The sequence below is a fragment of the Actinoplanes sp. TFC3 genome (genome assembly GCF_001553785.1).
Lineage (GTDB): Bacteria > Actinomycetota > Actinomycetes > Mycobacteriales > Micromonosporaceae > Actinoplanes.
Window position 1 is genome coordinate 5,869,508 of record NZ_LOJP01000001.1, and the last position, 24,379, is coordinate 5,893,886.

27 protein-coding genes are annotated in these 24,379 nt (G+C 70.0%); 9 read left to right on the top strand and 18 right to left on the bottom strand.

Going from position 1 to position 24,379, the window contains the following annotated elements:
- Positions 1–8: 8 nt before the first annotated feature.
- The 8 genes from TFC3_RS26400 to rsmD form a co-directional block, all read right to left on the bottom strand.
- Positions 9–1,232 carry a mannosyltransferase family protein gene (locus tag TFC3_RS26400; protein ID WP_067505314.1) on the bottom strand — a complete coding sequence of 408 codons (1,224 nt, stop codon included), beginning with the start codon at positions 1,230–1,232 and terminating at the stop codon, positions 9–11.
- Positions 1,229–2,035: a ribonuclease III gene (gene rnc, locus TFC3_RS26405; protein ID WP_067505318.1), complete on the bottom strand. Its 807-nt coding sequence runs from the start codon at positions 2,033–2,035 to the stop codon at positions 1,229–1,231. Before rnc ends, TFC3_RS26400 begins: the two co-directional genes overlap by 4 nt.
- Positions 2,025–3,044 carry a fatty acid synthesis plsX protein gene (locus TFC3_RS26410; RefSeq protein ID WP_067507649.1) on the bottom strand — a complete coding sequence of 340 codons (1,020 nt, stop codon included), beginning with the start codon at positions 3,042–3,044 and terminating at the stop codon, positions 2,025–2,027. Before TFC3_RS26410 ends, rnc begins: the two co-directional genes overlap by 11 nt.
- A gap of 124 nt (positions 3,045–3,168) precedes the next feature.
- A complete protein-coding gene (gene rpmF, locus TFC3_RS26415; protein ID WP_067505321.1) occupies positions 3,169–3,342 on the bottom strand; it encodes a 50S ribosomal protein L32 in 174 nt (57 codons plus the stop codon).
- A gap of 5 nt (positions 3,343–3,347) precedes the next feature.
- Positions 3,348–3,911, bottom strand: a complete 564-nt coding sequence (locus TFC3_RS26420; protein ID WP_067507652.1) for a DUF177 domain-containing protein — start codon at positions 3,909–3,911, stop codon at positions 3,348–3,350.
- Between the two features lie 93 nt (positions 3,912–4,004).
- Positions 4,005–4,502, bottom strand: a complete 498-nt coding sequence (locus TFC3_RS26425; RefSeq protein ID WP_067505324.1) for a hypothetical protein — start codon at positions 4,500–4,502, stop codon at positions 4,005–4,007.
- Between the two features lie 91 nt (positions 4,503–4,593).
- Positions 4,594–5,073, bottom strand: coding sequence for a pantetheine-phosphate adenylyltransferase (gene coaD, locus TFC3_RS26430; RefSeq protein ID WP_067505327.1), 480 nt, complete (start codon positions 5,071–5,073; stop codon positions 4,594–4,596).
- A complete protein-coding gene (rsmD, locus tag TFC3_RS26435) occupies positions 5,070–5,645 on the bottom strand; it encodes a 16S rRNA (guanine(966)-N(2))-methyltransferase RsmD (protein WP_067505330.1) in 576 nt (191 codons plus the stop codon). The genes coaD and rsmD overlap by 4 nt, the downstream gene beginning before the upstream one ends.
- A gap of 346 nt (positions 5,646–5,991) precedes the next feature.
- Between rsmD and TFC3_RS38845 the strand changes: the two genes are divergently transcribed.
- Positions 5,992–7,029 carry an LPXTG cell wall anchor domain-containing protein gene (locus TFC3_RS38845; protein WP_067505333.1) on the top strand — a complete coding sequence of 346 codons (1,038 nt, stop codon included), beginning with the start codon at positions 5,992–5,994 and terminating at the stop codon, positions 7,027–7,029.
- Between the two features lie 104 nt (positions 7,030–7,133).
- A complete protein-coding gene (locus tag TFC3_RS38225; RefSeq protein WP_067505336.1) occupies positions 7,134–8,480 on the top strand; it encodes an LPXTG cell wall anchor domain-containing protein in 1,347 nt (448 codons plus the stop codon).
- Here TFC3_RS38225 and TFC3_RS26450 read toward each other — a convergent pair.
- Genes TFC3_RS26450 through TFC3_RS26460 form a run of 3 tightly spaced genes read right to left on the bottom strand, consistent with a single transcriptional unit; the run spans position 8,470 to position 12,652 of the window.
- Entirely contained in the window at positions 8,470–8,823 is a 354-nt protein-coding gene (locus tag TFC3_RS26450; protein ID WP_067505339.1) for a DUF952 domain-containing protein, read from the bottom strand. The genes TFC3_RS38225 and TFC3_RS26450 overlap by 11 nt on opposite strands.
- Positions 8,820–11,024, bottom strand: coding sequence for an ATP-dependent DNA helicase RecG (gene recG / locus TFC3_RS26455; RefSeq protein ID WP_067505342.1), 2,205 nt, complete (start codon positions 11,022–11,024; stop codon positions 8,820–8,822). The genes TFC3_RS26450 and recG overlap by 4 nt, the downstream gene beginning before the upstream one ends.
- On the bottom strand, positions 11,021–12,652 hold the full coding sequence (locus TFC3_RS26460) for a DAK2 domain-containing protein (protein ID WP_067505345.1): 1,632 nt from the start codon (positions 12,650–12,652) through the stop codon (positions 11,021–11,023). Before TFC3_RS26460 ends, recG begins: the two co-directional genes overlap by 4 nt.
- A gap of 250 nt (positions 12,653–12,902) precedes the next feature.
- Here TFC3_RS26460 and rpmB point away from each other — a divergent pair, with 250 nt between their 5' ends.
- Entirely contained in the window at positions 12,903–13,094 is a 192-nt protein-coding gene (rpmB, locus tag TFC3_RS26465) for a 50S ribosomal protein L28 (RefSeq protein ID WP_023561910.1), read from the top strand.
- Between the two features lie 215 nt (positions 13,095–13,309).
- Here rpmB and TFC3_RS26470 read toward each other — a convergent pair whose 3' ends face one another.
- Entirely contained in the window at positions 13,310–13,768 is a 459-nt protein-coding gene (locus tag TFC3_RS26470) for a GNAT family N-acetyltransferase (RefSeq protein WP_067507657.1), read from the bottom strand.
- A gap of 36 nt (positions 13,769–13,804) precedes the next feature.
- The gene (locus TFC3_RS26475) at positions 13,805–14,743 is read right to left on the bottom strand and encodes a thiamine-phosphate kinase (protein ID WP_067505349.1); all 939 of its coding nucleotides are present in this window, start codon (positions 14,741–14,743) and stop codon (positions 13,805–13,807) included.
- A 114-nt stretch (positions 14,744–14,857) separates the two neighbouring features.
- On the opposite strand from TFC3_RS26475, the gene TFC3_RS26480 reads away from it, so the two are divergent.
- Positions 14,858–15,091, top strand: coding sequence for an Lrp/AsnC ligand binding domain-containing protein (locus tag TFC3_RS26480; RefSeq protein WP_067505352.1), 234 nt, complete (start codon positions 14,858–14,860; stop codon positions 15,089–15,091).
- Between the two features lie 3 nt (positions 15,092–15,094).
- Positions 15,095–15,724 carry a DUF3515 family protein gene (locus tag TFC3_RS26485; RefSeq protein WP_067505355.1) on the top strand — a complete coding sequence of 210 codons (630 nt, stop codon included), beginning with the start codon at positions 15,095–15,097 and terminating at the stop codon, positions 15,722–15,724.
- Between the two features lie 7 nt (positions 15,725–15,731).
- On the opposite strand, the gene TFC3_RS26490 is transcribed toward TFC3_RS26485, so the two are convergent.
- From TFC3_RS26490 to TFC3_RS26510, 5 genes are all read right to left on the bottom strand, one after another.
- The gene (locus TFC3_RS26490) at positions 15,732–16,835 is read right to left on the bottom strand and encodes a D-alanine--D-alanine ligase family protein (RefSeq protein ID WP_067505359.1); all 1,104 of its coding nucleotides are present in this window, start codon (positions 16,833–16,835) and stop codon (positions 15,732–15,734) included.
- Between the two features lie 97 nt (positions 16,836–16,932).
- Positions 16,933–17,292, bottom strand: coding sequence for a hypothetical protein (locus TFC3_RS26495; RefSeq protein WP_067505362.1), 360 nt, complete (start codon positions 17,290–17,292; stop codon positions 16,933–16,935).
- Positions 17,292–18,401: a cystathionine gamma-lyase gene (locus TFC3_RS26500; protein ID WP_067505365.1), complete on the bottom strand. Its 1,110-nt coding sequence runs from the start codon at positions 18,399–18,401 to the stop codon at positions 17,292–17,294. Before TFC3_RS26500 ends, TFC3_RS26495 begins: the two co-directional genes overlap by 1 nt.
- The gene (locus tag TFC3_RS26505; RefSeq protein ID WP_067505368.1) at positions 18,398–19,393 is read right to left on the bottom strand and encodes an NAD(P)H-dependent glycerol-3-phosphate dehydrogenase; all 996 of its coding nucleotides are present in this window, start codon (positions 19,391–19,393) and stop codon (positions 18,398–18,400) included. Before TFC3_RS26505 ends, TFC3_RS26500 begins: the two co-directional genes overlap by 4 nt.
- Complete coding sequence (locus TFC3_RS26510) at positions 19,390–20,136, bottom strand: 1-acyl-sn-glycerol-3-phosphate acyltransferase (RefSeq protein ID WP_067507660.1); 747 nt, start codon at positions 20,134–20,136, stop codon at positions 19,390–19,392. Before TFC3_RS26510 ends, TFC3_RS26505 begins: the two co-directional genes overlap by 4 nt.
- Positions 20,137–20,227: 91 nt before the next feature.
- Here TFC3_RS26510 and cofC point away from each other — a divergent pair, with 91 nt between their 5' ends.
- Genes cofC through TFC3_RS26530 form a run of 4 tightly spaced genes read left to right on the top strand, consistent with a single transcriptional unit; the run spans position 20,228 to position 24,279 of the window.
- Positions 20,228–20,884, top strand: a complete 657-nt coding sequence (cofC, locus tag TFC3_RS26515) for a 2-phospho-L-lactate guanylyltransferase (RefSeq protein WP_067505371.1) — start codon at positions 20,228–20,230, stop codon at positions 20,882–20,884.
- Positions 20,885–20,908: 24 nt separating this feature from the next.
- A complete protein-coding gene (locus TFC3_RS26520; protein WP_067505374.1) occupies positions 20,909–21,106 on the top strand; it encodes a cold-shock protein in 198 nt (65 codons plus the stop codon).
- 46 nt (positions 21,107–21,152) lie between these two features.
- Complete coding sequence (locus TFC3_RS26525; protein ID WP_067505377.1) at positions 21,153–23,390, top strand: RNA degradosome polyphosphate kinase; 2,238 nt, start codon at positions 21,153–21,155, stop codon at positions 23,388–23,390.
- A 4-nt stretch (positions 23,391–23,394) separates the two neighbouring features.
- Positions 23,395–24,279, top strand: coding sequence for an NUDIX hydrolase (locus TFC3_RS26530; protein ID WP_067505380.1), 885 nt, complete (start codon positions 23,395–23,397; stop codon positions 24,277–24,279).
- The last annotated feature ends 100 nt before the right edge of the window (positions 24,280–24,379 follow it).

Below are 24,379 nucleotides of genomic sequence, written 5' to 3' on the forward strand. Positions count from 1 at the left end.
TCAACCCCTCAGATGGTGTACGGCCACACTGCTACGAGATAGGCGCCGTACCAGAGCCCGAACGCGCCCCAGGCACAGATGGCCAGGATGGCGACCCGGGGACGTGCCTTGGTAGCGGCGGCAACCGCGGGCAGGAGGGTCAACAGTACGGGCAGCAGCAGCCGCGGCTTGGAGTGGTAATAGCCGGCCTGGCCGTAGACGAGAACCATGGCCACCAATCCGTACACCGCCAGCGGCAGCCAGGGCCGCCCGGCCAGTGCGACACCGGCGGCCACCGCGGCGACCAGCAGGATCAGCGCGACGCTCATCGGCACCCAGCCGTCGCCCACGCTCAGCGTGTCGCCGAGGAACGTCAGCGTGCTGCTGCCGTAGTCGAACGATGTCCCCCACCCGGCGGTCTGGATCTTGAACCAGGCGTCCGGCTCGCCGACCCGCCACCCGACCCAGCCCAGGTACGCGGGCACCCCGGCCAGCGCTACGGCTGCGGCCACCAGCGGCGGCCACTTCTTCTCCCCCGCCCTGACGTTGGCGTCGCCCGCCTCTTCGCCCGCCCTTGCGCCGGCCTTGTCGCCGGCTCGAACTGCCAGGATCGCGGCGACGGCCAGGCCCACGGCTGCGGCGGCGCCGGTCGGGCGGGTGAGCGCGCAGCCCAACCCCAGCACCCCGGCGGCCCACCAGACCTTGCGGTGCGCGGCGGCGAACATGCCGGCCACCAGCGCCAGGAACAGGCTCTCGGAGTACGCCATGGACAGCACCACCGACATCGGGGCGCTGCAGCAGATCGCCGCCAGCGCCCAGCCCGCCTTGCGAGAACCGAACAAGGTGGTGCCCAGCAGGTGCAGGGCGACGGCCGCGCCGATCGAGGCGAGCCAGCTCACCGTGAGCGCGGCAGTGCCCGAGCTGAAGCCCAGCGTGGTGAGCAGCCGGATCAGCATCGGGTAGAGCGGGAAGAACGCCAGCTCGTTGCCCTCAAGCGTGCCGGTGGGCCCGTACGTGTAGCCGGTCGGGTAACCCGCGGCCACCCGCTGGAACCAGCCGCCGTCCCAGATCAGCAGGTTGCTGCGCAGCCCGGCCGGCTCCTCGATGGACCGGTCCAGCCCGACCAGCAGCAGGATCTGGACAACCCGGGTCAGCGCCAGGATGCCGATCGCGATGCCGGCCCCTCGCCAGCGCCCGGCCAGGTCCCAGAGCCGGGTTGTCCGCACGTCCGGCTCAGCCACCGCCGTACTCACTGCTCGTCTTTTTCTTCTTCTTGCTCAACGTCTTCCTGCTCGACGTGCCCGCCCCCGGCCACGGCCGGCGGCGGCGTCTCGGCCTGCGAGCGCTCGGTGAGGATGCGCCACGCCGCGGCGGCCGCCCGCTGCTCGGCCTGCTTCTTGCTGCGCCCGTCCGAGCCGCCGTAGCGCTCACCGGCCACCACCACCCAGGCGGTGAAGGTCTTGGCGTGATCCGGCCCGGCGTCCTCGATCACGTAGTCGGGCACGCCCAGCCCCAGCGCCGCGGTCAGCTCCTGCAGGCTGGTTTTCCAGTCCAGCGCGGCGCCGCGCCCGGCCGACTCGGCCATCAGCGGGTCGAACAGCCGGTGGATGACCTCGCCGGCCACTTCGAGGCCGTGCTCGAGGTAAATCGCCCCGAGCAGCGCCTCCAGGGTGTCGGCGAGGATGCTGGCCTTGTCGCGCCCGCCGGTGGTCTCCTCGCCCTTGCCGAGCAGCAGATGCGGGCCGAGCCCCTGCGGACCCAGCGTGCGGGCGACATCGGCCAGCGCGTGCATGTTGACCACGCTGGCGCGCAGCTTGGCGAGCTGGCCCTCGGGCAGGTCCGGGTGGTTGTGGAACAGCGCCGAGGTGATGACCACGCCGAGTACCGAGTCGCCGAGGAACTCCAGGCGCTCGTTGGTGGGCAGGCCGCCGTTCTCATAGGCGTACGAGCGGTGGGTGAGCGCACGCTCCAGCAACTCCGCTTCGAACGGGATGCCGAACGCCTCCTGCAGCGGTTCGGTGGAGGGCCGGAACCGACGTCTGTCGTTACTGCTCATGAACCACCTCTTGCGCTTGGGGGATCTCTGGGCCGCGGATCAGTTCGGCGATGACCGGTACGGCACCGTGGCGGTGCAGGGTAGCGGCAAGCCCGATCCCGGCCGCAACGTCCTGCCACGAAGCCGCGCCGTGACACACCACCACCGTGCCACCCACCCCGAGCAACACGGCGGCGCGCGGCGGTGTCTCCTGCGCGGGATTCGGAGCACCGAGTGTGGCGTACGCGCTCTCGAGCCCCTTGAGCAGCACGTTGCCGCTGAACCCGTCGGTCACCACCACGTCGGCAGGCCCACCGCTGACCACGTCGTTGCCCTCGACCAGCCCGGCGTAGCGAGCCCCGGCAGGCCATCGCAGGCCGGCGATCAACTCGGGCGCGGCGCGGCGCAGCCGGTCACCCTTGCCACGCTCGGTGCCGATGGTGAGCAGGCCCACACGCGGGGCCGGGACGCCGTACACGATCGAGGCGTACGCAGCACCGAGGCGAGCATGGGTGGCCAGGGTAGCGGCATCCGGGTCGACGGAGGAACCCACGTCGAGCAGGACGATCCGGCCGGCCTCGCTGGGCAGCACGGCAGCCAGCGGAGGGCGCCGGATGCCGGGCCAGCGACCGAGCAGCCGGGCGGCGGAAAGCACGATGGTGCCGGTGTCACCGGCGGAAAGAACGGCATCGGCCAGCCCGTCGGCCACCGCCTGAACGGCCGCCCGGGTGCAAGCGGCGGCGATTTCCCGGCTGGGCTCGACCACTTCGAGGGCTGACGGGCTGTTTGCCGCGGCGGCCTCCCGGCTGTGCTCGACCGCTTCGAGCTTTCCAGCGGCCGCGAGGGCAGGGAACGGGAGGGCGCTCACCCGGGCGCGAGATGCGGCGGGGAGGGCGGACAGAAGTAGCTCGGCGGCCTCGGGTGGGCCGACGAGCAACAGCGTAAGGGCTGGGTCGGCCTGGCAGGCGCGCAGAGCGCCGTCAACCACGACGGCGGGAGCTTGGTCCCCGCCGAGGAGGTCGACGGCGATCCGCGCCGTGCCCGGGTCCGCTGCTGCTCCGGCCGGGTGGCTGGAGAGCTGCGGATCCGGGTCACCGGATCGCCGTTGCCCGGGCTCGACCCGCCCGATAATCGGGCGCGTCACTCCGCGAGGCTCAGACCTCGACGACCTGACGGCCGTTGTAGGTGCCACAGACCCCGCACGCAGTGTGCGGCAGGTGCGGCGACTTGCACTGGGGGCATTCCACGGTCTGCACCGCGGTCGCCTTCCAGTTCGCCCGGCGAGACCGGGTGTTGCTGCGCGACATCTTGCGCTTGGGGACGGCCACGGTACCTACTCCTCGTTGTTCGTAATGTTGCGCAAAGCGGCCCAGCGGGCGTCGATGACCTCGTGACTGTGGTCGGCCGGAAGGTCGTCGAAATGCACCCCGCACTCGGGGCACAGCCCGGGGCAGTCCGGCCGGCAGACCGGGTTCGTCGGCAGCGTCAGCACCACCGCGTCCCGTACTGCCGGTTCCAGGTCGATCAGGTCGCCCTGCATGCGGCCGACCTCGTCCTCGTCCGTCGTCTCTTCCGTGGTGCTGTCCTCGTAGGCGAACAGCTCCGCGATCGAGACGTCGAACGTCTGATCGATCTCGTTGAGGCAGCGCCCGCACTCGCCGGTGAGCGAGCCGCGCACGTTGCCGCTGACATACACACCCTCGGACACCGAGGTCAGGCTCAGATCGAGCTCGACGTCGGAGCCCTCGGGCACCGAGATCAATTCCAGGCCGAGGTCCGCCGGTGCCGGGATGACCCGCTTCAGGGCACGCGTCGCACCAGGCTGTCGCGGGAGCTTCGTCGTGTCGACGACCAGCGGCTGCCTGGGATCGAGGTCGTTCTGCGAAATCTTGGGCATCATGAACTCTCAGCCATGGGTAGGCCGACAGAAAAGGTTACCTGAGCAGCGGGCCTAACGTCGAATCGACCCCTGCCAACCAGGACTGCCTGCTCAGAACGGCAGCGGGCGCTCGTTCTCCTCACCCTGGAACGTCCCGATCTCGCGCAGCGCGTGCATTTTGTCGCGGCCACGCTCTATCGATGACAGCGCCCGGGTGAGGAACTGCTCGAAGTTTGCCAGCGCGGTGTCGACGTAGTCGTCGACCTCCTCGCGCAGGCGCTGGGCCTCGGCTCGGGCCTCCGCGATGATCCGGGCGCCCTCGTGCTCGGCCGAGACTGTGATCTCGTTCACCGACACCAGCCGGGCGTGCTCGGTCTCGCCCTCACTGATGATGCGGTCGGCCTCGCGCTTGCCGGCGTCGATGATCTTGTCGCGCTCCTCCAGGAGCGCGACCGCCCGGCGCAGGTCACCCGGGAGTTCCGAGCGCAATTCGTCCAGGAGAGCGACCATCTCGGCGCGGTCGAACATGTAGTTCGTCCGGGACATCGGCACCGACCGTGCCTGCTCCACCATGGAGATGATCTCGTCGATGCGGTCGAGCGGATCCACCGGCGCCTCACTCCTGTCAGCTCGCACTCACGCTGAGTGGTGCGATCACGTTACTGCCGAACCCCGCGGCAAGACCGCGAAGGCCACGCCGTCAGTTTTGCCGCAATCTCGCCGCGAGCCGCTCCCGGACGAAATCCGGCACGTACGACGACGCGTCGCCGCCCCACTTGACGACATCCTTCACCAGGCTCGACGAGAGGAACGAATACAGCGGGTTGGTGGGCATGAACAGCGTCTCAACCCCGGACAGCCCGATGTTCATCTGCGCCATCTGCAATTCGTAGTCGAAGTCGCTGACCGCGCGCAGCCCCTTGATCACCACCGCCGCGCCCTGAGCCCGGCAGAAGTCGACAAGCAGGCCGTGGAAGGACTCGACGCGCACGTTGCCGTACCCCGAGGTCGCCTCGCGCAGCATCTCGATGCGCTCCTCGATGGTGAAGACCCCGGTCTTCGAGTGGTTGATGAGCACGCCGACGATGACTTCGTCGAACAGCTGGCTGGCCCGCCCGACGATGTCGAGGTGACCGTTGGTGACCGGATCGAAAGAACCGGGACAGACCGCACGTCTCATGAGCGGCGACCGTACCAAAGAGTAGTTTCGCCGTAACGCCGGCTTCGATCGGCAGTGATGCCGTCCACCCAGCTCAGCGGCTCCCCGCGTACCGAGGTCCGCGACGACCGCTCGAAGGCCAGCACCGCGCCCTCGGCCAGCCACCCGTTGTCCACGAGGGCTTGCTGCACCAGTTCCACTTCGTCATCGGTGACCGCATAGGGCGGATCGGCGAAGATCACGTCGAAGGGTCCCCCGTCGGGCGGCTGCGCGAGCACCTGCGTCACCTTGCCGGTGACAAGCCGGGCAGCATTGCCAACGCGCAGCGTGACGATGTTGTCGCGGATGGCTCGGGCCGCGCGGGCGTCAGCCTCCACAAGCACCGCGAAAGCCGCACCTCTCGACAAAGATTCCAAACCGACTGCCCCCGAACCGGCATAAAGATCGGCGAATCGGGCGCCATCGAGGTCCACCATGGTGTCGAGCGCGCTGAACAGCGCCTCGCGTACGCGGTCCGATGTGGGCCTGGTCTTGTCGCCCGGCGGCGCCGCCAGCCTGCGGCCCCCATGTGCACCGGCGATGATCCTCGTCATGCAGCCCCGTCCCGAGGTTTGACTAGCACGCTGTGACGCTACGCCACCACCTCCGGGCAGCCACTCCGAAGTGAACTTTTCCTTCCCGGCGAGCACGCAGAGCTTCAATGCGGACGCTCTCGGTCTAGCGAAGATCACAGATATGCATCAACCCGCTTAGGGCGGCCTGAGACGTTTTTCAAATTCCTGTGAGTCGCTATGGTCGCTGAGCCGCCGACGAAACGCTGTCGGCTCGACGATGCGGGGAGGCGTCGTCGCGGGCCATCGCGAACACTCATGAGCAAACGCGACGGTCGCCGAATTGCCTTCCTGTGCCGTACCCCTCGGTCCCCACACAGGAGTAGGCGTGAACCTGCTTAAGTCCTCTCTCAAGCGCACCACGGCGCTTGCGGCCGGCGCCTTCGTCGGTCTGATCGGTGCCGTGGCCCTCACGAGTCCGGCCAGCGCGCACGCGCCTGTCATCTCCGGCCATGCCGACTGCACCACCGATGGCAACTGGAAGGTCGACTGGAAGGTCGCCAATGACTTCCGCCTCTGGGCCACGGTCCGCGAGGTCGTCACCTCCAACGGCGCCCCGGTGTCGGGCGACATCCAGGTCGGCAAGCAGGTTGCGCCGAACTACCGCTCGCCGCTGCGGGGCTCGAGCAAGGCGTCCAGCACCGACGAGAGCGTCAACCTCAAGGTGACCCTGAAGTGGGAAGACGACTTCATCAAGGACGCCAGCGTCACGGTGAACAAGCCGGCCAACTGCGGCCCGGTCACCCCGCCGTCGTCGCCGGCGCCGTCGACCCCCGCGTCGTCGGAGCCCAGCACTCCGGCTTCGGAGGAGCCCTCGACGCCTGCGTCCGAGGAGCCCAGCACCCCGGTTTCGGAGGAGCCCTCGACCCCCGCATCCGAGGAGCCCTCGACCCCCGCGTCGGAGGAGCCCAGCACCCCGCCGACCGACGAGCCCACCCCGCAGCCGACCCCCAGCTACGGCGAGGCCGAGCCGATCTTCGAGGTCACCTGTGACTCGCTGACCATCGGTCTGGACAACCCGGCCGACGGCGTTGAGATCCCGCTGGTCCTCGAGCCCAACAAGGGCGACAAGGTCGTGCTCGACATCAAGCCGGGCGAGAAGAAGACCCACAAGTTCGCGGCCTCCGAGGGCTTCGAGATCAAGGTCTACCTGCAGGGGTACGAGTCGCAGTCCGAGACCATCGCCTGGCAGACGCCGGACGGCTGCTCCACCGGTGGTGCCGGTGGCGGCGACGATGACGGTGGAGCCCTGCCGGTGACCGGTGCCGCCGCGGGCAGCATCGCCGCCGGTGCGGGTGTCCTGCTCGCCGCCGGTATCACGCTGTTCTTCATCGCTCGCCGCCGCAAGGTCAAGTTCACCGCCTGACCTGCTCCGCAGCGCCTAGCGCGTAACGCCTGAACCGAAGGGCGCGTCGACCATCACCGGCCGGCGCGCCCTTCGCCATTCCCCTCACTGACAAGGCGGCTTCGTTGAAACCCCTGCTGCACCTCGCTGCGGGTGCCCTCCTCGCCCTGACCGGCATCGCGGCCACCGCCGCACCGGCCAGCGCGGCCGGCCCCGAGATCACGGTCGCCGGTGCGGCCATTTGCCAGCCCGATGCCGGCGAGTGGCAGGTCACCTGGACCGTCACGAACTCGGGCACCTCGCTGGCGAAAGTGGACAAGCTGAAAGCCGAGCCCGCCGCGGTTCCCGGGCTGTCCAACGGCACCTCGCTCAACCGTCGCAGCCCCAGCGGGGTCAACGGCACCACGATCTTCCAGCAGACGGTGCCGGGCGGCACCGCGTCCGCCTCGGTCTCGTTCGTCGGCATCTGGGCTGACAACACCAAGGACTCGGACAATGCGGCCACCGTCCAGCTCGGTGACTGCAAGCCGGCCGAGGCGCCCTGCGTGCAGCCCGGTGATGCGGCGTTCCACCACACGTTCGCGCTGGCCGGCGGCAAGGCGACCGCGACGGTGACCCTGGACGGCACCGTGAAGCTGTGCGACGCCGAGCCGGTATCGCTGGCCACGTACTTCGCACCGAAGCCGCAGTTCTCGGTGCCGCAGTACCTTTTCGACAGCGCCACGCAGACCATCTCGAACGAGAACCGGTCGGTGGAGCTCAGCGCCGACCTGCCCGCCTGCAACGCGCAGGTGGACCTTTTCTTCGGCGGCGAGGGCGACATCATCCCCGAGATCACCGAGGGCGGCCCGCGCTACGGCAACCGCAAGCTGGGCAGCACCGCCGGGCTCGGCGGCCGGTCGAAGGGTCCGCAAGGCTGGTACAACGGCGGCGACAAGGGCTGCCAGAGCCCGGCCGTGGAGCCGGTGTCCCGCTGCGACGGCACGGTGACGCTGAACCTGAGCAACACCGGAGAGCTGAGCAGGTACGCCGTGGACTTCGCGGTCAAGGCGGGCGCATTCACCAAGACGGTGACCGTGCAGCCTGGCCAGGGCGAGACGGTGACGGTTCCAGCCAACGCGGGCACTGTCACGGTGACCGCCGACGGCCTGGCCGACGTCACCTACGATTGGACGAGCCCCGGCGACTGCAACAACGGCGGCGGCGAAACACCCGGCGGCGGCACGCCCAGCAGCCCAGCCCCCAACAGCCCAGCGCCGAGCAGCCCGGCTCCCAACAGCCCGATCCCGAGCGGCTCAGCCCCGAGCGGCCCGGCTCCGAGCCCTGCACCGGCACCCGGCGGCGACGACGGCGGCCTCCCGGTCACGGGCGCGGCGGCGGGCAGCATCGCGGCGGGCGCGCTGGTGCTGCTGATCGCCGGCGGAGTGGTGTTCTATCTGTCCCGGCGTAAAAAGGTGAAGTTCACCGCGTAAGCAGGTGCGTGGGCGCCCGGAAGCTGCCATCGGGCTCGGGCGCCCACTCATGCACCGCGGACACTGCCGCCACCGGGATCGGGGCGTACAGGTGCGGGAACTGCTGGCCGTCCGGGTCGGGCGGGTCACCGTCCTCCCAGACCACCGGCTTGGGTAGCTTGGCCTCGTCCAGCACCAGCAGCAGGATGTCGGTGCGGCCGCGGACCAGCAGATTGGCGGGAATGTGCACCTGCTCCGGCGACGAGCAGTGAAGGAAGCCCTGCGCCGCCAGCGAGGGTGCGGTGTAGGTGCCCATTCGCAGCGCCGCTTCCCAGTCGGCGCGCGGGCAGAAGTGCAGGATCATCCCTTCTCCAAATACTCGGCGCGTTCCTCGTCGACCAGGGCGGCCACCGAGGCGGCCAGTGCCGGGTAGCGGCGCAGCGTGGGGTCGTCGCTGACCAGCTCGCCGGCTTCGGCGCGGGCCTCGGTGATCAGCTTGCTGTCCCGCAGCAGCGAGAGCAGCCGCAGGTGGCTGTGCTTGCCGGACTGGGAGGCGCCGAGCACGTCGCCCTCGCGGCGTTGCTCAAGGTCCAGTTCGGCCAGCTTGAAGCCGTCGGTGGTGGAGGCCACCGCGTCGAGGCGGTCGCGGGCCGGGGTGCCCTCCATGGCCTCGGTGACCAGCAGGCAGATGCCGGGCGCGGCTCCCCGGCCGACCCGGCCACGAAGCTGGTGCAGCTGGGAGACGCCGAACCGGTCGGCGTCCATGATGATCATCACCGTGGAGTTGGGTACGTCCACCCCCACCTCGATCACCGTCGTCGCCACCAGCACATCCAGTTGCCCCTCGGCGAACCGGCGCATCACCGCATCCTTCTCCTCGGCGGGCAACCGGCCGTGCAGGATGCCGATGCGCAACCCCCGCAGCGGGCCCTCCTCGAGGATCGGCGCCACGTCCAGCACCGCCAGCGGGGGTCGCCGGGTGGACTCGTTGTCGCCGGGTGGTTCGCCGTCGTCCTCCGAACCGTCCGCGTCCCCGATGCGCGGGCAAACCACGTACGCCTGGTGCCCGGCCTTCACCTCTTCCCTCACCCGCACCCAGGCCCGGTCCAGGAAGGCCGGGCGTTCCGGGGGCACCACGTGCGAGGCGATCGGCGAACGGCCCCGCGGCAGTTGCGACAGCGTGGAAGTCTCCAGGTCGCCGTACACCGTCATCGCGACCGTGCGCGGGATCGGCGTGGCGGTCATGACCAGCACGTGCGGGGGCTGGGCGGCCTTGGCGCGCAGGGCGTCGCGCTGCTCGACGCCGAAGCGGTGCTGCTCATCGACCACGACCAGGCCGAGGTCCTTGAAGTCGACGCCCTCGTAGAGCAGCGCGTGGGTGCCCACCACGATCCCGGCGGTGCCGTCGGCCACCTTGGCCAGCGCCGCCCGCCGTGCGGCGGCGCCGAGCGACCCGGTGATCAGCGTCAGCTGGGTCCCGGCCGGATCACCGTCCAGCTTCCCGGCCCGCCCGAGCGCCCCGAGTTGCGCGCCGATGCTGCGGTGGTGCTGCGTTGCCAGGACCTCAGTCGGTGCGAGCAGGGCTGCCTGTCCACCTGCGTCGACAACTTGGAGCATTGCTCGTACCGCCACGAGGGTTTTGCCGGAACCAACCTCCCCCTGCAGCAACCGATGCATGGGGTGGGCGCGGGCCAGGTCCGCAGCGATCTCCTCACCCACCCGCGCCTGACCCTCGGTCAGCTCGTAAGGCAGCGCCGCGTCGAACGCGGCCAGGATCCCGGCGTCCCTGCGGGGTCGCGCCCGCCCCGGAGCCTGCGCTGAGCGGGCCTTTCGCTGCACCAATGTCAGCTGTACGGCAAAAGCCTCGTCCCACTTCAGCCGATACTTCGCCTTGTACAGCTCTTCCTGGGAGCTGGGCCGGTGAATCTCGCGCAGCGCTGTTCCGATGCCGACCAGGTTGCGCTTGGCCCGCACTGTCCCCGGCAGCGGGTCGGCCGGGGGTTCAAAGGTGTCGAGCACGGTCCGCACACACTTGGCGATCGTCCAGGTCGGCACGGCCGCCGCGGCGGGGTACACCGGGATCAGCGCGCCGGCGAACTCCTCGATCTCCTCGGCCGCCTCGTCCTGGGTCGCATCGGCCTTGAGCAGTTGGTACGCCGGCCCGTTGAGCTGTCGCTTGCCGCGGAAGTCGGTGACCTTGCCGGCGAAGAGCCCCCAACGCCCGGTGGTGAGCTCCCGCTCACGCCACGCCTGGTTGAAGAAGGTGCAAGTCAGGGTGGCCCCCGAGCCGTCCCCGATGGTGATTTCGAGCATCGTCCCGCGACGCTGGCGCATGGGCCGTACCGTGCGGCTCTTGACCTGGGCCAGGATCGTGACCTGCTCCCCCACCTGGAGTTCACGCAGGTCGGTATGTTCCCCTCGCTCGTCGTAGCGGCGCGGGAAGTGATAGATGAGGTCACCCGCGGTGTGCAGGTCGAGGTGATCGGCGAGCGCCTTCGCGGTCTTCGCCCCGAGCACGGCCTTCAACGGGGTCGCGGTGGTGGTCGCGGTGGTCGTGTCGGTCATTCCACTCCAACCAGCAGGTGGTAACGGGGCTGCCCGCCCGCATAACACTGCAGCTCGACAAAAGGCCACGCCTGCGCCACATGCGAGCGCAGCACATCCTCCAGATCCGCCGGGGCATCGGCGCCGAGCACCAGCGTGACCAGTTCCCCGCCCCCGCCGAGCATCCTGTCCAGCAACCGCCGGCTGACCTCTTCCAGGGACCCGCCGATCACGTTCACCTCGCCGTCGACCAGCCCCAGCAACTCCCCGGGCCGGCACCACCCAGCGACCGTCAAAGCCTCGCGCGCAGCGGTCGTCACCTCGCCATAACGGCAGGCCCCGACCGCTTCGGCCATCGCAATGACGTCGTCCTCCGAGCGCCGCTGCGGGTCACGCACCGCGAGAGCGGCAAGCGCCTGCACAGGAGATCGAGTGCCAACAACGCTCAGCCGTACGCCCACAGCAGCCGCTTCTTGGGCCGCCGACCCGGCCACCGCGTGGGTGTTGCTGTCATTGGGCAGCAGAATGACGTGCTGGGCATGGGTCCGCAGCACAGCCTCAAGGATCTCGGCGGTAGACGGATTCCGGCCGACCACCACAGCCCCTTCACCGGCGAAGAGCGCGGCCAACCCGTCCCCTTCGGCCACCACAACGGTGGCACTCTCCTGCCGCGGAACATCGTGCTCGCGGCTGGAATCGGTGAGGTGCGTCACGGAGATCCGATGCGGGCGCCCGGCTGCGATGCCGGCCTCGATGGCCGCGCCGATGTCATTGACGGGGACGTGCACGTGCACGTTCCAGGTGGGGGGCTCACCCTCACCGGTGCCCACGATGACCAGGGAGTCGCCGAGCCCGTCGAGCGTGGTTCGCAAGGTCTCCACGGGTTCGACGGTGGCGTCGAGGAGGTACTGCACCTCGTAGCTGGGTTCCTGCCGCCTGACAGGCTGCGGCTCCGGTCTTTCCGGCGGCGCGCTCGGAGCGGGCAGCGTCGCGCTCGGGGCCGCCGGCGTGGTCGTGCTCAGCGCTTCCACCAGGGCGTCGAGCAGCACAACCAGGCCGCGACCACCGGCATCCACCACGCCCGCACGGGCGAGCACGGGAAGCTGCTGCGGTGTGCGGGCCAGCGCCTCGGCCGCCGACCGGGCTGCCTCCCGGGCGACCGCGAGGAGGTCGTCCGATTTGATCCGGTTGGCCCCCTCCGCCGCTGCCGCGACCACGGAGAGAACAGTGCCCTCCACCGGCCGGGCAACTGCCGCGTACGCCGCCTCGCTAGCCGTCTTGAGGGCCCGGGCCAGCTCTCCGCCGCGCACGGCTACCGCGGTGGAAAAGGTATCCGCCATCCCGCGAAGAATCTGGCTGACGATCACGCCCGAGTTGCCACGGGCCCCCAGCAGCGCACCGCGGGCCATCCGCCGCATGACCCGCCCGACGATGGTTTCCCGCTTGTCACCCGCCGCGACGATGTCGCCGTCGAGGACTTCCAGCGCCTCCTGAGCCGAGGTGAGCGTGAGAACCAGGTTCGTGCCGGTGTCGCCATCCGGAACCGGGTAGACGTTCAGCTGGTCAATCTCCTGCTGGTGAGCACGCAAGGCAGCCAGCCCAGCGCCGCACCAGCGACGAACAGCAGCGGCATCCAGCGTTTCCAGCACGCGAAAAGAGTACTAACCACCCCTGACAATTGCTGGCTTGAGCGTGTGCCGCTCGCCAGGCTCCCGCTTCTCCGGCCGCGCCCCCGTCCTTCCGGTCGCGCTTTGGAGCGTGCGCCAGGGGCGATTGGCTGCCGGGCGGGGGCATCGGGTAACCTGGCCAGGTTGCCCGGGCGCAGTCTGTCCGGGGCACCCTCAGTTCGCAGCCGGTTTGATGTCCAAGAGGCCGGCGTATCAATTTTTGGAGTACCCCGTGGCTAGCGTGTGCGACGTCTGTGGCAAGGGACCGGGCTTCGGCCACAACGTGTCCCACTCGCACCGGCGGACCAACCGCCGCTGGAACCCGAACATCCAGTCGGTGCGCACTCCGGCCGGTGGCGGCAACACCAAGAAGCTCAAGGTTTGCACCTCGTGCATCAAGGCCGGCAAGGTCGTCCGCGCCTGACGCGCGTTCCCAGCCGGGCCTGATCACTCAGGTCTGATCAAGCACATCCCGTAGCCGCCGAGGTCATCACGACTCGGCGGCTACGCGTGTATCCCGACCTACGCCAGGCTGCCCGGGATCTCGGCGTGCGGGCTCCGGCTTGAAAGCCGGCCCAGACGTCAGGCCTCAGCCGCCAACCCAGCGCACCCCACGGCCACCCTCAACCAGCGCCAGCCTCAAAGCACCTTCGCGTACGAAAGCACCCCCGCCTCCCCCTTGTAGTACCCGAAGTCCTCGATCCGCGCGTACCCGCACTTCTCATACAGCGCAATCGCCTCGGGCTGCTTGTCCCCGGTCTCGAGAATCACCCGCTTGCGCCCTCGCTCCCGAGCCGACTCCTCAACAGCCGCCAGCACCTGCCGAGCCACCCCGCGTCCCCGGGCTTGCTCGATGGTGAACATGCGCTTGAGTTCGGCATCGTCGCCGTGGGTGCGCCAGCCAGCACAGCCGACCAGCCGGCCCGATGACGAGGCCACCAGGAAAGCGCCGGATGGTGGGGCGAAGTCGGAGGCTGCCACCGGGGTGTCGTCGCCGCTGCCGCCGTACCTGTTGCTCAGTTCGGCCAGGGCAAGGGAGATGAGCGACTGGACGTCGGGGTCGTCGAAACGGGCTTCTCGAATCTGGATCTGTTCCACAGCAGGCAAAGCTAACCCACAGCGGCCGAAGCTAGCTCACCGGAAGTGATCCCAGCCCATCCCGCCCTGCCACGGCCTGCGGTCAACTGTCACGCCGGTGCCCTCGTGCACGCTGCCGATCACGCGCCAAGGCTCCGGCAGGCTCACCCCAGGCGGGAACGTCGCCGCCAGGGCATGGTCGTCGCCGCCGGCCAGCAGCCATTCGAAGGGGTCCACGCCCAGCGCCGAGGCAGCATCGCGCATCTGGTCCGGCACGTCGAAGGCGTCGCGGCGCAGGTCGATGCCCACCACGCTCGCGGTGGCCACGTGGCCGAGGTCCTGCAGCAGTCCGTCGGAGACGTCGATGAGGGCGGTCGCGCCGAGCGCTGCGGCCTGGGCTCCCGCTTCATACGGTACGGCCGGACGACGGTACGACTCGACGAGGACTTTGGGCGTACGAAATCCTCGGGACAGCACCGTGTACCCAGCCGCCGCGTAGCCCGTACGGCCGGCCAAGGCAACCACGTCTCCCGGTTGCGCGCCGGAGCGGACCACCGGGGCGCGCCCACCGAGGTCTCCCAGCGCAGTGACCGCGACCGTCAGGGTGGGGCTTGACGACATGTCGCCGCCCACCACGCTCGCGCCGACCAGCGCCGCCTCGTCCGACAGGCCGGTGGCCAGGTCTTCGGCCCAGGAGGCGTCCAGGTTGGCGGGGACACACAGCGCCACCAGCAGCGCGGTCGGGCGAGCGCCCATAGCGGCGATGTCGGCCAGGTTCGCCGCTGCGGCCCGGTGGCCCACGTCTTCGGCGCTGCACCAGTCGCGGCGGAAGTGCCTTCCTTCCACCAGGACGTCGGTGGATGCCACCACTCTGCCATCCGGCGCGGCCACCACCGCGCCGTCGTCTCCCGGGCCGAGCAGGCCGGCCGGGCCTGACTCAAGCCGGGCGGTGATCCGGGCGATCAGCCCGAATTCTCCGGCCTCCGCGATGCTCACGACTGTTCCGTCCCCTTCGACGCAGTTCGGGACAGCGATGTGCCCCGCAAGGACCGCGTTTCGTACTGTAGTTTCACGTTCGAGTCGCCCTCGGCGGCGGATAGGAGTCGAATCGTGGTCCAGGCATACATCCTCATTCAGACGGAGGTCGGAAAGGCCCGTGACGTGGCCGCCGCGATCGATAAAATTCAGGGCGTCGTGCGGGTGGACGCGGTGACCGGACCGTATGACGTGGTGGTGCTGGCCGAGGGACACACCGTCGATGAACTCGGTCGGATGATTGTGAGCAAAATCCAGTACGTACCGGGCATCACGCGTACCGTCACGTGCTCCGTGGTAAATCTCTGAACCATGGTCGACGTGGAAACCCGCCCCGCTGCACCCGAGGACCGGACCACCCGCAAGGCGGCACTGTGGGCGACGCTGATCGCCGTGCCGGTCACGGTGCTGGCCGGGCTGGGAATCTTCTCGCAGATCGGCTCCACGGACGACAAGCCGGCCGCCCAGCCCTCGGCAACCCAGCCCGCGATTGTGCCGGGCACGCCGGTGCAGATGGCCGCGCCCAAGCTGTCCGCCCGCCAGGCCGAGGTGTGCCTGGCGGTGACCTCGCAGTTGCCGACCAAGGTACGTGACCTGGTCGCCCGCAAGGTCAGCGCCGGCCCAGAGCAGAACGCCGCGTACGGCGAACCCGCCCTGACCGTGGCGTGCGGCGGCACCCAGCCGGCCACGTGCCAGTCGATGACCGCGACGTCGCGCTGTGTGCCGATGGACACCGAGCTGATGAACATGAACCGGGTCTGCTGGTACGCCGATCAGCGCGCCGACGCCACCGTGTTCACCACCATGGACCGCGAGGTCCCCGTGACAGTTACCGTGCCCCAGCAGTACGAACAGGCAGCGCAGTGGGCGAACGAGTTCTCCGACATCGTGGTGGAGACGGACAAGTCCCGCAGCTCGGGTGTCCCCTCCGGCTGCGTCTAGCTCCCGTTCAGTGCAGGCCGGTCCCGCGGCGGAGCGCGGTGCGAATCAGCCGGTCGACGACCTTGGGGTATTCCAGCCCGGTGGCCGCCCACATCAGCGGGAACATCGAGGTCGGCGTGAAGCCGGGCATCGTGTTGATCTCGTTGAGCAGGATCTGGTCGTCGTCAGTGACGAAGAAGTCGACACGGGCCAGCCCCGCGCAGTCCAACGCGCTGAATGTGCGGCAGGCGTATTCCTGCACCTTGGCCAGCACATCGGGCTTGAGGTCGGCGGGTAGCTGATAGGGCGTGCCGCCGTCGAGATACTTGGCCTCGAAGTCGTAGAAGTCGTCGCCGGAGGCGTTGACCAGGATCTCGGCGGGCAGCGAGGCCTCGGGAGAACCACCGGTCTCGCCTTCGAGCACGCCGCATTCGACCTCGCGGCCCACGATTGCCGCTTCGACAAGCACCTTCGGGTCGATCTGGCGGGCTTCGGCGACGGCATCGTCGAGGTCGTCCCAGTTCGAGACCTTGCTGATCCCGTACGACGACCCGGCGCGCGAGGGCTTGACGAACACCGGCAGGCCCAGGCGCTGCTTGTCGGCTTCGGACAGCGAACTCCCGGCGCGCAGCACCGCGTACGGCCCGACCGGGATGCCCTCGGCGGCCGCCAGCTTCTTGGTGAATTCCTTGTCCATGCCGGCCGCGGAGGCGAAGACGTTGGCCCCCACGTACGGCAGGCCGGCCATCTCGAGCATGCCCTGGATGGTGCCGTCCTCGCCGTAGGCGCCGTGCAGGGCGGGGAAGACCACGTCCACGCCGGCCAGCGCGGCCACCCCGCCGGCGGGGTCGACGACCATCAGCCCGGCCGCGGTGGGGTCGGGCGGGAACACCAGCGCGGTGCCCGACTCGGTGGTGACCTCGGGCAGCTTCCCGCCCTCGATGGCGAGCTGTCCGGGGTCGCCCGCGGCGAGGACCCACGCGCCGTCCCGGGTGATGCCGACCGGCACCACCTCGTACTCGTCGGGGTCGAGCGCGGCCAGGATGCTGCCGGCGCTGACAGCCGAGATGGCGTGCTCGGTGCTGCGCCCGCCGAACACGATGGCCACCCGGGTTTTGCGAGGGGTCGTCATGGCAGGCACCCTACTCTGCGTAGGCCAGTTCGCGGCGACGGCTGGCGTTGCCGCGACAAACAGGACACCGAGTCGATCAGACCGATACGAAGAGTAATCATGCGGCGGCGAAGGACTGCGGCAGCGCGCCCTCATCCCACAGCCGGTCCAGGTGGGCCAGGAAGCCGGCCAGGCTGCGTTCCAGCTCCCGGCGCTGCTCCGCGTCCAGCGTCTCCAGCGGGTCGGAGAACACCAGGCCCTCGGGGTGCTTGGCGCGCGTGCCGACGAACTTGTGGCAGGCCGAGCACCAGACGTAGCTCACCAGCGTGGGGCGCCGGGCGTTGGCCGGGGCGTTGACGTAGGCCCGCACGCTGCGCTCACCGCAGGCCGGGCAGACCCGCTCGCCCGGGGCCAGGAAGAAGCTCTCGCCCTCGGCCAGCGCGGTGACCTGCGTACCGGTGAAGCTGCTCCACTCCATCAGGCGGCATCCAGCGCCGCGCTCAGGTCGGCCACCAGGTCGCTGGCGTCCTCGATGCCGCACGAGAGCCGGACGAACCCGGGTGGGGTGTCGTCGCCCCACTGCGCGCGGCGGTCGGCGGTGGTGTGCAGGCCGCCGAACGAGGTGGCCGCGAAGACCAGCTCGGAGGCGGCCAGGAAGCGGGCCACCCGCTCGGCGCTGCCCAGGTCGAACGACACGATGCCGGGGATGCGGCGCATCTGGACGGACGCGATGTCGTACGACGGATCGCTCTGCAGGCCCGGCCACCGCAGGCCCGTCACGTCATCCCGGTCGGCGAGCAGCGCGGCGACCGCTGCCGCGTTGGCAGTCTGCCGGGCCAGCCGCAGATCCAGCGTGGCCAGCGACCGGTGGGCCAGCCAGCAGTCGAACGCGCCAGGAGTGCCACCGGTCTGCGCCCGCCAAGTGGTCACCTTGGCCATCAGGTCCTCGTTGTTGCCGGCCACATAGCCCAGCAGCACGTCGGAGTGGCCCGTCAAAGCCTTTGTGCCCGAGGCGACCACCAGGTCCATGCCGAACGCCAGCGGACGCTGCCCCAGCGGGGTCGCCGTGGTGTTGTCAACCGCCACCAGCGCCCCGGCCGAGTGCGCCAACCGCGCAAGCTCGGCCAGATCGCACACGTCGAGCCCCGGGTTGGCCGGCGTCTCCAGCAGCACCAACCGCACGCCCTCAAACGACGGATACGGCCCGGCCGTGGGCACCAGAACCGTGCTGACGCCCAGGTCGCGCAGGGTGCCCTCGGCGAACGCGCGCACGGTGAAGTAGCCGTCCGCCGGGATCGCCACAGTGTCTCCGCTGCGCAGCACCGACAACAGCAGCGCGGTGATGGCAGCCTGCCCGGTGGCGAACGCCCTTACCGTGCCGCCCTCCAGCTCGCCGATCGCCGCTTCCAGCGCTCGCCGGGTGGGATTGTCGGGGCGCCCGTAGCCGTTCTCCGCCGCCGCCGGACCCTGCTCGGGATCGAGGTGGTAGGGCGCCGCGAAGACCGGTCCCGGCAGGAAGGGCTCACCCGGGACAGGATCAGGAAGCCCCGCATGTACGACCAGAGTCCCGTCGCCAACGTCGCTCACTCTTGCTTCATCTCCCGGCTCATCAACAGTTTCACCGCAACGCGTGGATCGACTCCCTCGTGGCACACCCGCTCGACCTGTTCGGTGATCGGCATCTCGACGCCGTTGGCGCGGGCCAGGTCCCGGATGGCCAGGCAGCTCTTCACACCCTCGGCGGTCTGCTTGGTGGCCCGCTGCGCCTCCTCCAGCGACTCCCCGCGCCCGAGGTGCTCGCCGAAGCGGTGGTTGCGCGACAGCGGCGAGGAGCAGGTCGCCACCAGGTCGCCCAGCCCGGCGAGCCCGGCGAAGGTCATCGGGTCGGCTCCCAGCGCCACCCCGAGCCGCGCGGTCTCGGCCAGCCCCCGGGTGATCAGCGACGCCTTGGTGTTGTCGCCCATGCCCATCGCCGAGGCCATCCCGTAGGCCAGCGCGATGACGTTCTTGACCGCGCCGCCGATTTCGCAGCCGATCACGTCCTCGCTGGTGTACGGCCGGATGTAGGGCAGCGCCACCGCCTGCTGGACCTGCTGCGTGCGACCCGCGTCGAGCCCGGCCACCACGGTCGCGGCGGGCTGCTCGGCGGCGATCTCGGGGGCCAGGTTGGGACCCGAAACGACCACCACCCGGGCCGGGTCGACATGCGCGGTCTCCACGATGACCTGGCTCATCCGCTTGGTGGTGCCCAGCTCGATGCCCTTCATCAGCGAGATCAGCGTGGCGTCGGCGGGCAGGTGCGGCGCCCAGTCGGCCAGGTTGCCGCGCAGCGTCTGCGAGGGCACGGCCAGGAACACCAGCTCGGCGCCGTCCACGGCCTCGGCCAGGTCGCTGGTCGCGGTCACCCGCCGGGGCAGTTGGACACCGGGCAGCGACGCCTCGTTGACATGGTGCTCGCGGATCGCGGCGGCCACCGGCTCGCGGCGCGCCCACATCGTCACGTCGGCACCCGCTTCGGCGAGGACCTTGGCGAAGGCCGTGCCCCACGCTCCGGCACCCAGCATGGCGGCCCGCGTCATGCCAGGTTCTCCGACGCCGGGCCACCATTGGTGCCGTTGTTGCGGGCCGGCGCCGCGTACAGCTGCGCGGGGGGCTGCTCGTGGCGAAGCTCGCTGAGCAGCGACTGGGTGGCCAGCTGAATGGCGTCGGTCATCTGCGTCAGCACCGTGCGGCTCGGCGGGTCGCCCTGCCAGCGGCTCAGATCGACCGGCGGACCGCAGACCACCTTGATGTCGCGGCGCGGCTTGAACGAGACCTTGCCGGTGCGCACGTCGTGGATCTGCTGGGTCCCCCAGGTGGCCATCGGCACCACCGGTGCGCCGGTCACCAGGGCCAGCCGGGCCGCGCCGGTCTTGCCGCGCATCGGCCACAACTCGGGGTCGCGGGTGGTGGTGCCCTCCGGATAAATGACCACAACACCACCCTTCTGAATGGCGTCGACCAGGGTGTCCAGCGACTTGGCGGCCTCGACGCTGCCCCGCACCACCGGGATCTGCCAGGTCTTGTCGAGCAGGAAGCCGACCACCGGGATCTTCCAGATGCTCGACTTGGCCAGGAACCGCGGCCAGCGCCCGGAGCCGTACACGTAATGCGCCACGACCAGCGGATCGAACTGCGACATGTGGTTGGGCGCGATGATGAAACCCCCACCGGGCGGCAGGTTGTCCATGCCGCTCCAGGTGTGCTTCGTCCAGACGGTCATCGTCGGCACGACCAGCGCTACCGCCAGCCGCCGCCAGAACCCGAGCTTGCGCTGCGCCACGGTCACTCCCTCATCCCCCACACCTGCGACGAAATCATGCCTGGTTGCGGTCGGCGGAGCCAGGGCGGGTCCCGGTGGCAGGATTGGCGGGGTGTCGGGACAGCAGTGGACGGCGGTCGTACCGGTCAAGCAGCTCAGCGCGGCGAAGAGCCGGTTGCGAGGTGCGGTGGCCGATGCGCGCCACGAGGAGCTGGCGCTGGCGATGGTGTGCGACACCGTGCTGGCGATCGGTTCCTGTGCGCTGGTCCGCGACGTGATGGTGGTCACCGCCGATGCGCGGGCCGCGGCGGCGGTCAGCGAGCTGGGTGCCCGGGTGGTGGCCGATCCGGGCGGCGATCTGAACGCGGCGATGAGTTTCGGCGCCGACACGGTGGCGGGTCTGGGCCGGCCACGGGCGGTGCTGACCGGGGATCTGCCGGCGTTGCGGCCCGGCGAGCTGGATGCGGCCCTGCAGGCCGCGGGTCAGGACCGTGCTTACGTCGCGGATGCGGTGGGTTCCGGCACAGTTCTTTTGACCACGGGTACGGCCACAGCGCTGGACCCGCACTTCGGGGTGGGCTCCGCCGCGGCGCACGCGGCCTCCGGTGCCCGGGCGCTCACCGGGGATTGGCCGGGACTGCGTCAGGACGTGGACACTCCCGCCGACCTGCGCACCGTGCTGGCCCTGGGGGCCGGCGAACACACCTGTGCCTTACTGCGTGATCTGGGACTCATCACCGGGTGTGCAGCCGTCGGCCCGCGCCGGTAGGCCCGGCCCGGTAGCGTCTGAGGCATGCAGGGCACTATCGCGACGTTCGATATCCAGAACCACACCGGCACGCTGCTGCTGGACGACGGCACCGAGCTCGCATTCCCGGCCGAGGCGTTCCGGGCCTCCGGGTTGCGCCTGCTCCGCCTGGGCCAGCGCGTCGCTGTAGCAACCGGTGACGACGGGCATGTGACCAAGGTCCACCTTCCTGGAATTTCCTGAGCTCTGTTCATTTCCCGTTCACCTCGAACGGGCAATGATGGAATGCATGACCACCCCGGCCTGGACACCCGAGACAACCGTGCCCGTGACGGCCGCTCGCCGCCGCGGGGCAAACGGACGCTTCCTGCCTCGCGCCGACAAATCGGACAGCGCCGTAGTGGCCCCTCAACCCCTGGAGGAAGAGCACGTGGAGGTCACCGAGGACCAGCAGCTCCCCGAGCTGCCGGAGGATCGCTTTCTCAACCGGGAGCTGTCCTGGCTCGACTTCAACGCCCGCGTGCTGGCCCTCGCCGAGGACCCGGGCACACCGCTGCTGGAGCGCGCCAAGTTCCTGGCCATCTTCGCCAGCAACCTCGACGAGTTCTACATGGTGCGGGTGGCCGGGCTCAAGCGGCGGCTCAAGGCGGGGCTGCCGATGCGCGGCGGCGACCGGGCCTCGCTGCGCAGCCAGCTCGAGATGATCACCGAGCGGGCCGCCGACCTGGTCACCCGGCATGCCGCGTGCTTCGCCGAGGAGGTCCGGCCCAAGCTGTCGGCCGAGGGCATCGAAATCGTCCGGTGGTCCGAGCTGGACGCCCCCGAGCGCGAGCGGCTGCGCACGTACTTCCGGGAGCACGTCTTCCCGGTCCTCACCCCGCTGGCCGTCGACCCGGCGCACCCGTTCCCGTACATCTCCAGCCGGTCGCTCAACCTGGCCGTGGTGCTGCGCGACCCGGCCGACAGCAGCAGCGAGTTGTTCGCGCGCATCAAGGTGCCCAACAACGTGCCGCGCTTCGTGACGGTGCAGAACGACAGCCGGGGCGCGCGTTTCCTGCCCGTCGAGGAGCTCATCGCCATCCACCTCGACCAGTTGTTCTCGGGCATGCAGGTGCTGGAATGGCACCTGTTCCGGGTCACCCGCAACGCCGAGGTGGAAGTCGACGAGGATCGCGACGAGGACCTGCTGCAGGCCCTGGAACGCGAGCTGGCCCAGCGCCGGTTCGGTCCGCCCGTACGCCTGGAGGTCGCCGCCTCGATCAGCGATCACGTGCTCGACCTGCTGGCCCGCGAGCTCGACATGAACGATCAGGACGTGCTGCGGGTGCCCAGCCTGCTGGACCTCTCGGCGCTGTGGCAGGTCTACGGCGCGTCCGATCGCGACGACCTCAAGGACCGCCCGTTCGTCCCGGCAACCCACCCGCAGCTGGCCGACGGCGAGGTGCCGCGCAGCGTGTTCAACCGGCTGCGCGAGTGCGACATCCTCGTGCACCACCCGTACCACTCGTTCTCCACCAGCGTGCAGCGCTTCATCGAGCAGGCCGCCGCCGATCCCAACGTGCTGGCCATCAAGCAGACGCTGTACCGCACCAGCGGCGACTCCCCGATCGTCGACGCGCTGGTCGACGCGGCCGCCGCGGGCAAGCAGGTGGTCGTGCTGGTGGAGGTCAAGGCCCGCTTCGACGAGGTCGCCAACATCGGCTGGGCCCGCACCCTGGAACGGGCCGGCTGCCACGTGGTCTACGGGCTGGTCGGGCTCAAGACGCACTGCAAGACCGCGCTGGTGGTGCGGCAGGAGGGCAACCAGATCCGCCGCTACTGCCACATCGGCACGGGCAACTACCACCCCAAGACCGCCCGGCTGTACGAGGACTTCGGCATGCTCACCGCCGACCCTGAGATCGGCGCGGACGTTACCGACTTGTTCAACGTGCTCACCGGATACAGCCGGCAGACCGCGTTCCGGCGGCTGCTGGTGGCGCCGCACGGGGTCCGCAAGGGCCTGATCGAGCGGATCGAGGAGCAGGCCCGCATCGCCCGCGACGGTGGCGAGGCGCTGGTGCAGTTCAAGGTGAACTCCCTGGTCGACGAGGAAACCATCGACGCGCTCTACCGGGCCTCGCGCGACGGCGTGCAGGTCGACCTGGTGATCCGCGGCATGTGCTCGCTGCGCCCGGGAGTGCCGGGGCTCTCGGAGAACATCCGGGTCCGCTCGATTGTGGGGCGCTTCCTCGAGCACTCGCGCATCTTCCGGTTCGGCACCGGCGAGCAGGCCGAGTACTGGATCGGCTCGGCCGACCTCATGCACCGCAACCTCGACCGCCGGGTCGAGGCGCTGGTGCGGGTGACCCTGCCGCCGGCCCAGGAGGACCTGCGCAACGTGCTGGAGCTGGCGATGGACGAGGGCAGCGAGGGCTGGGACCTCGATGCCGGCGGTACCTGGCACCGGCGCACCTCCACGCCCGCGGACCCGCACGTGCACCTGCAGGAGGCGCTGCTGCGCCGGGTCATCGGCAAGGTGGGCTGACCGCGTGGTCAAACCCGTACGCGCGGCCGGCGGGGTCGTGTGGCGCCCGGCCGGCGGCGACATCGAGATCTGCGTGGTGCACCGGCCGTACCTGGCCGACTGGAGTCTGCCCAAGGGCAAGCTCGATGGTTCCGAGCACACGCTGGCTGCGGCCGTACGCGAAGTCCTTGAAGAGACCGGGCTTCGCGCCGAGCCGCAGCTACGGTTGCCCGGGGTGGCGTACACGATGGCCGGCGGGGTGCCCAAAACCGTCGACTTCTGGCTGATGAAGGCCGCGGAAGGTGCGGCCGGGGAGCCGATGGACCCGAGCGAGGTCGACGAGGTCAGGTGGCTGGCACCGCCCGACGCGCTGGCCCGGTTGACCTACCCGGACGACCGGCGCCTGGTCGAGCACGTCACCGGGCTGCCGCCGGTGACCGCGGTGACGCTGCTGATCCGGCACGCCAAGGCGGGCAAGCGCAAGGAGTTCAACGGCGACGACGCGCTGCGCCCGATTGACGAACGCGGCCGGGCCCAGGCCGAGACCATGGGAGTCGTAGCCGAGCTGTTCGCGCCCCAGCGGCTGGTTGCGGCCACGCCGCTGCGGTGCCGGCAGACGTTGGAGCCGCTGTCCGCCCGGTTGGATCTGCCGATCGTCACCGACAGCGCGTTTGCCGAGCCGGCCGAGGGTGACGAGCCGCCGGCCCGGATCAAGGGCGCGGCCGATCGGCTCGTGGAGCTGCGAGCCGCCGGGCCGGCCGTGGCGATCTGCAGTCAGGGCAAGGTGATCCCGGGATTGCTGGCGCTGCTGGAGGGTGCGCAGGACCCGGCGCCGTACAAGACGCCAAAGGGTGAGGGCTGGGTGCTCACCTGGTCGCACGACCGGCTCGTGGCGCTGAGCCGGATCTGAGTTCCCGGCGGCGCGGGGCGGGCGGGGGCAGGGTGTCCGCCCGCCAGTAGCCGATCAGGTCACCGGTGAGCCAGCGGGCCCGCCACAACTCGTCCTCGCG

Excerpts from the sequence above, each read along its gene's own strand:
- rnc (WP_067505318.1), bottom strand. The coding sequence starts at position 2,035 with ATGAGCAGTAACGACAGACGTCGGTTCCGGCCCTCCACCGAACCGCTG.
- TFC3_RS26420 (WP_067507652.1), bottom strand. The coding sequence starts at position 3,911 with ATGCCCAAGATTTCGCAGAACGACCTCGATCCCAGGCAGCCGCTGGTC.
- coaD (WP_067505327.1), bottom strand. The coding sequence starts at position 5,073 with ATGAGACGTGCGGTCTGTCCCGGTTCTTTCGATCCGGTCACCAACGGT.
- rsmD (WP_067505330.1), bottom strand. The coding sequence starts at position 5,645 with ATGACGAGGATCATCGCCGGTGCACATGGGGGCCGCAGGCTGGCGGCG.
- TFC3_RS26450 (WP_067505339.1), bottom strand. The coding sequence starts at position 8,823 with ATGATCCTGCACTTCTGCCCGCGCGCCGACTGGGAAGCGGCGCTGCGA.
- recG (WP_067505342.1), bottom strand. The coding sequence starts at position 11,024 with ATGACCGACACGACCACCGCGACCACCACCGCGACCCCGTTGAAGGCC.
- TFC3_RS26485 (WP_067505355.1), top strand. The coding sequence starts at position 15,095 with ATGGTCGACGTGGAAACCCGCCCCGCTGCACCCGAGGACCGGACCACC.
- TFC3_RS26490 (WP_067505359.1), bottom strand. The coding sequence starts at position 16,835 with ATGACGACCCCTCGCAAAACCCGGGTGGCCATCGTGTTCGGCGGGCGC.
- TFC3_RS26495 (WP_067505362.1), bottom strand. The coding sequence starts at position 17,292 with ATGGAGTGGAGCAGCTTCACCGGTACGCAGGTCACCGCGCTGGCCGAG.
- TFC3_RS26505 (WP_067505368.1), bottom strand. The coding sequence starts at position 19,393 with ATGACGCGGGCCGCCATGCTGGGTGCCGGAGCGTGGGGCACGGCCTTC.
- TFC3_RS26520 (WP_067505374.1), top strand. The coding sequence starts at position 20,909 with ATGCAGGGCACTATCGCGACGTTCGATATCCAGAACCACACCGGCACG.
- TFC3_RS26525 (WP_067505377.1), top strand. The coding sequence starts at position 21,153 with ATGACCACCCCGGCCTGGACACCCGAGACAACCGTGCCCGTGACGGCC.